Origin of the sequence: Methylorubrum podarium (genome assembly GCF_022179745.1) — a bacterium.
GTDB lineage: Bacteria > Pseudomonadota > Alphaproteobacteria > Rhizobiales > Beijerinckiaceae > Methylobacterium > Methylobacterium podarium.
The window spans coordinates 1-3,677 of sequence record NZ_BPRD01000606.1 but is presented as its reverse complement, the minus strand read 5'-3'; the positions used below and the strand labels follow the sequence as shown (position 1 = coordinate 3,677).

4 protein-coding genes and 1 pseudogene are annotated in these 3,677 nt (G+C 70.0%); 1 reads left to right on the top strand and 4 read right to left on the bottom strand.

Annotated elements, in window-relative coordinates; all coding sequences use genetic code 11:
- Together MFF42_RS24530 and MFF42_RS24525 are read right to left on the bottom strand one after the other, a co-directional pair.
- Positions 1-888 (bottom strand): metallophosphoesterase (locus MFF42_RS24530; RefSeq protein WP_238258529.1); only part of this gene is annotated, 888 nt, incomplete at its 3' end.
- 133 nt (positions 889-1,021) lie between these two features.
- Entirely contained in the window at positions 1,022-1,999 is a 978-nt protein-coding gene (locus tag MFF42_RS24525; protein WP_003596818.1) for a DUF6634 family protein, read from the bottom strand.
- Here MFF42_RS24525 and MFF42_RS24520 point away from each other — a divergent pair.
- Complete coding sequence (locus MFF42_RS24520) at positions 1,992-2,543, top strand: helix-turn-helix transcriptional regulator (protein WP_238229976.1); 552 nt, start codon at positions 1,992-1,994, stop codon at positions 2,541-2,543. The two genes, MFF42_RS24525 and MFF42_RS24520, sit on opposite strands and share 8 nt — an antisense overlap.
- Positions 2,544-2,611: 68 nt before the next feature.
- Here the strand turns inward: MFF42_RS24520 and MFF42_RS24515 are convergent.
- A pseudogene (locus tag MFF42_RS24515) lies at positions 2,612-3,078 on the bottom strand (VIT1/CCC1 transporter family protein).
- A 163-nt stretch (positions 3,079-3,241) separates the two neighbouring features.
- On the bottom strand, positions 3,242-3,677 hold a 436-nt coding region (locus MFF42_RS24510; RefSeq protein ID WP_373875224.1), incomplete at its 5' end, for a MerR family transcriptional regulator.

Below are 3,677 nucleotides of genomic sequence, written 5' to 3'. Positions count from 1 at the left end.
CGACGGACCGGCGACGCGTGCGTCCCGCATGGCGGGGACCCGCGTCGCCGGTCCGTCGAGCTCGTAATCCGTCCACAGGGTGCATCCCGAGACCACGACGTCGCCGAAGCGGACGGTGTCGTTCTCCAGGAGGTGAATTCCGGCCTCCATCGCGGCCGCGCGCCCCGCCTGCAACTCGTCCGGCAGGCATCGACGGTAGAATTCATGGTTTCCGGCCACGAACGCGACCGGCATATGCGGCCGGACCGTCGCGGCGAGCCACGCGATTGACTTGACGAGGCCCTCGCCGACGTCGCCGGCGACCACCGCGAGATCGGCCCCGGGGATCGAGGCTGGGGTCCATGGACTCCCGATGTCGATGTGCAGGTCCGAAAAGATCCATAGGCGCATCGGTTCTCCCTCGGTGTCGTCACCCGGAAGCCGCAGCCGGTCCGGCGCCCCGTCGTCGCTCCCGGCGGAGACGCCCGCCGGCTTAAGTTCCACCCGGGACCGCCACGCATAGGCGAACCGGGCATGGTGCGGTCCGCCCGTCCCGTCGGCGGCGAGACGGTCGAGCGCATCGGCGAGGAACGTCGCGGCAGCCTTTTCGCCGCGAAGCGCCAGCGCGAGCGCCGCGGTGGCGACCACGTCGACGTCGGGATGCGCCGGACCGCATCGTCCGAGGACCGCCCGGGCGTCGCGGAGCGCCGCCGGGGCGTCTTCCCATTCCGAGGCGGCCACGGAGGGACCGGACCCTTGGAGGGCAGCCGTCGCCGCAGCCAGCAACGGCTTGGCCAGATCGGGCGCGAGGGCGCCCGGCCCGACCGTCCGCCACAACCTGGTGAGGGACGTCGAACCGCCCGCCGCCGGCAGCGCCCAGCGACGTTCGCCTTGGGGGTGCACGGGCATCTCCTGACATCCTCGCATGGCCGCCCGGACAGGCGGCGAGGGCTCCCCCGCCCACATCTCGACGGGCGGGACCGGCTTCCGCCTTTCGAGCGAGGGAGGGGCGACCCGCCTCGACGGAAAGGGAGACGGTGCGCTACTGCAGGGAGGGACGCGGACCGGCGGGCCGTCCCAGGCGGTAGAGCCTGGAATAGGTGCGCGCCCAGGTACGACGGTCGGAAACGTAGACTTCCGAGGTTCGGACCCGGCGACCTGGGGGAAAGTCCGGATGGTGCGTGACGCGACCGACGAGCGCCGCGACCGGCCGCATCCCGAACTCCCATTCCTCAAGGACGGGGGCGGCGGCGAGCTCCTCCGCGGACGGGTATTCGCCGTCCTCCGCGGCGTCCAAGGCATCGGCAAGGTCCCGGAGCCGGTCCTGCGCGTCGCGGCGGTCCGCCTCGCCCATCCCGGCCAGGACGGGAGCGATGACGTCGCCGGGATGCCCCGGCATCGGGACCGCACCGGGTACGACCGCGTTCAGCACGCGAAGCGCAGCGCGAACGGACAGGGACGCGAGCAGGGATCCATGGGCCGGGGCGGCGGCGTCCCGCAGCGGAGCCGGCAGGCCGCGAGGGATCACGCGGATCGAGGTGTCGTCCAGGCCCGCGGCCGCCGCCGTGTCGCGCACGGTTCGGTCGGACGCTCCGAGTGAGGGGAAACCGCACCCCAGCAGCCAAGGGACGGCGGCATGCGCGGTCGCGCGCAGCATGGACACGGCCATGGCGCGTTCGAGGACGGACGGTCCGACGGCGATCACCCTGGGACATTCCCCGAGATCAACCGGGCAGTCCGCCGCCCACCCTGGCGGCAGGTCGAGCACCACGAGGCGTCGCGCGGGATCGGCGGCCGCTTCCCGCGGGAAGTCCTCTGCGAAGGAGGGACCGTCCCTGCAAAGCTCGACAACGCGCAGCGTGTCCGGCACGCTGTCGAGTCGAGGCAGCCGGGATTCGTGCGCGCCTACGACGCGCAGGAGCGTCGTGGCGGTGCCGACCGAGGCTGCGGCACGGGCAATCAGGAAGGCGGCGTGCGTGCCAACGGCACGGCCATCGCCGCCGAACAGCGCGATGATCATGGCGAAACCCCAAAGGCGGAAAGCGGCCCTCCCGCTCGACGATCAGTCGGGCGGGGGCGGGCAGTCGGCGGTGCTTGTTGAAGTTCCCAATTATACCTGTGCTATAAAAATCTTTCAAGCCTCGCCCGACGCGCCTCGGGGAGTGGACTTCGCCTCGGCTGCGGATTTCCCTCCGGACCGGACCGTGCCAGGATACCTATGCCAAGCCGCCCGCCTGCTGGTCGGTCTCACCCAGCAGGAGCTTCACCTGCTGGCGCGCGTTTCGAAGAAGTCGATCAACGACTACGAGAACGGCTTCATCGCGATCCGAGTCGCGCTTGCGAAGCGCTTGGTCGCGGCCCTTCGCGGCGCGGGCGCCCGTTTCATCGCGGGCGAGGGATACGTCGGCGTGATCGTGAGCGGGCGGAGAACGGAGGCGGGCGTCCCGGCGGCTCCCTTCGGACAGGGAGTCCAGGAAGCCGGGATCGTCTCCGACCCGGGTCCCTCGGGCGGTTCCGCCAAGCCGCGCCCCGCCCGCGGCAGGCGTGCGTCGCAGGGGGATTGAGGCTCGAAATCCCCCGGTGGCGGTTCTCGGCGCGTTCCAGGCTCACCCCGTCCTGCCTTCGAGCCTCGTCACACGACCTTGCCGACGAGGCTCCCGATGCCTGCGGTGACGCCCACGGCGAGTGATCCCCGGAACGTCACCTGTACTGTACCGTCGCCCGCGGCACTGCGGCACCACCCGCCTTCGCCCCGAGGGCGCCGAGAATGGCGAGGAACACCAGCGAGGCCGCTACCTCCGTGTATTCGGGCCCGCGCTCGACGTAGATGCGAGCGAGATTTTGGCGCTTCGCCAGGGGTCGTCGGTGAGTTCGAGCCGCTCGCGGTCGGCCCGCTCGGTCTCGGACCGGGAATTGACCGAAGGGCACTTCCCGACCGCCATCGACATCGCGCTAGCCATCAGGATCTCCCCGTTTGTGCGTGGCGGACACCGCGACGCCGACGCTGAGGCTCGCGGTCGATACGGGTCCATCGTTGGTGCTAAACGCCGCGACGCGAAGCCAGCCGGCACGGTCGATAAGGTGCTGTGCGGGTCCTATTTACGGCTACGGCGAGAACAGCGAGGGTCGGCAGGCCCAACGTGTTCATCCGAAAGACCTTTGACCGCAGCACGAGCTGAAACTTTCGTGGCGGATAAACCAGCGCTGCGTCATGGCCGACACGGCGCAAGCTTGCCCGGCTTTTCCTGAGCAGGTCCCGGATTCAGGAGATGCGGCCGTGCTCATGCGCGCACTGTCGATGGTCGGCCAGCGTCTCGATCACCCGACACTCCCCCACCCGACCGTGGCCACATGCCTCGACCATGCGCCGCAACTCTCCGCGCAAAGCCACGAGTTGCCCGATTCGACGCTCGACCTCGGCCATGTGTCGACGGGCGATGCCGTCCACCTCCGCGCAGGACCGGTCCGGCTCGGTGGACAGAGCCAGCAACTCGCGAATCGCCTGGATCTCGAATCCGAGTTCGCGCGCATGACGGATGAAATTGAGCCGGGATATCTCTGTCTCCAAATAGCGACGCTGCTTGCCCTCGGTGCGGGTCGGGGCCGGCATCAAGCCTGCTCCCTCGTAGTAGCGGATGGTTGGCACCTTCACGCAGCCAGACGAGGTAGCCCCGCCGGGCGCCGACGCGGCGCATCCC

Excerpts from the sequence above, each read along its gene's own strand:
- MFF42_RS24525 (WP_003596818.1), bottom strand. The coding sequence starts at position 1,999 with ATGATCATCGCGCTGTTCGGCGGCGATGGCCGTGCCGTTGGCACGCAC.
- MFF42_RS24520 (WP_238229976.1), top strand. The coding sequence starts at position 1,992 with ATGATCATGGCGAAACCCCAAAGGCGGAAAGCGGCCCTCCCGCTCGAC.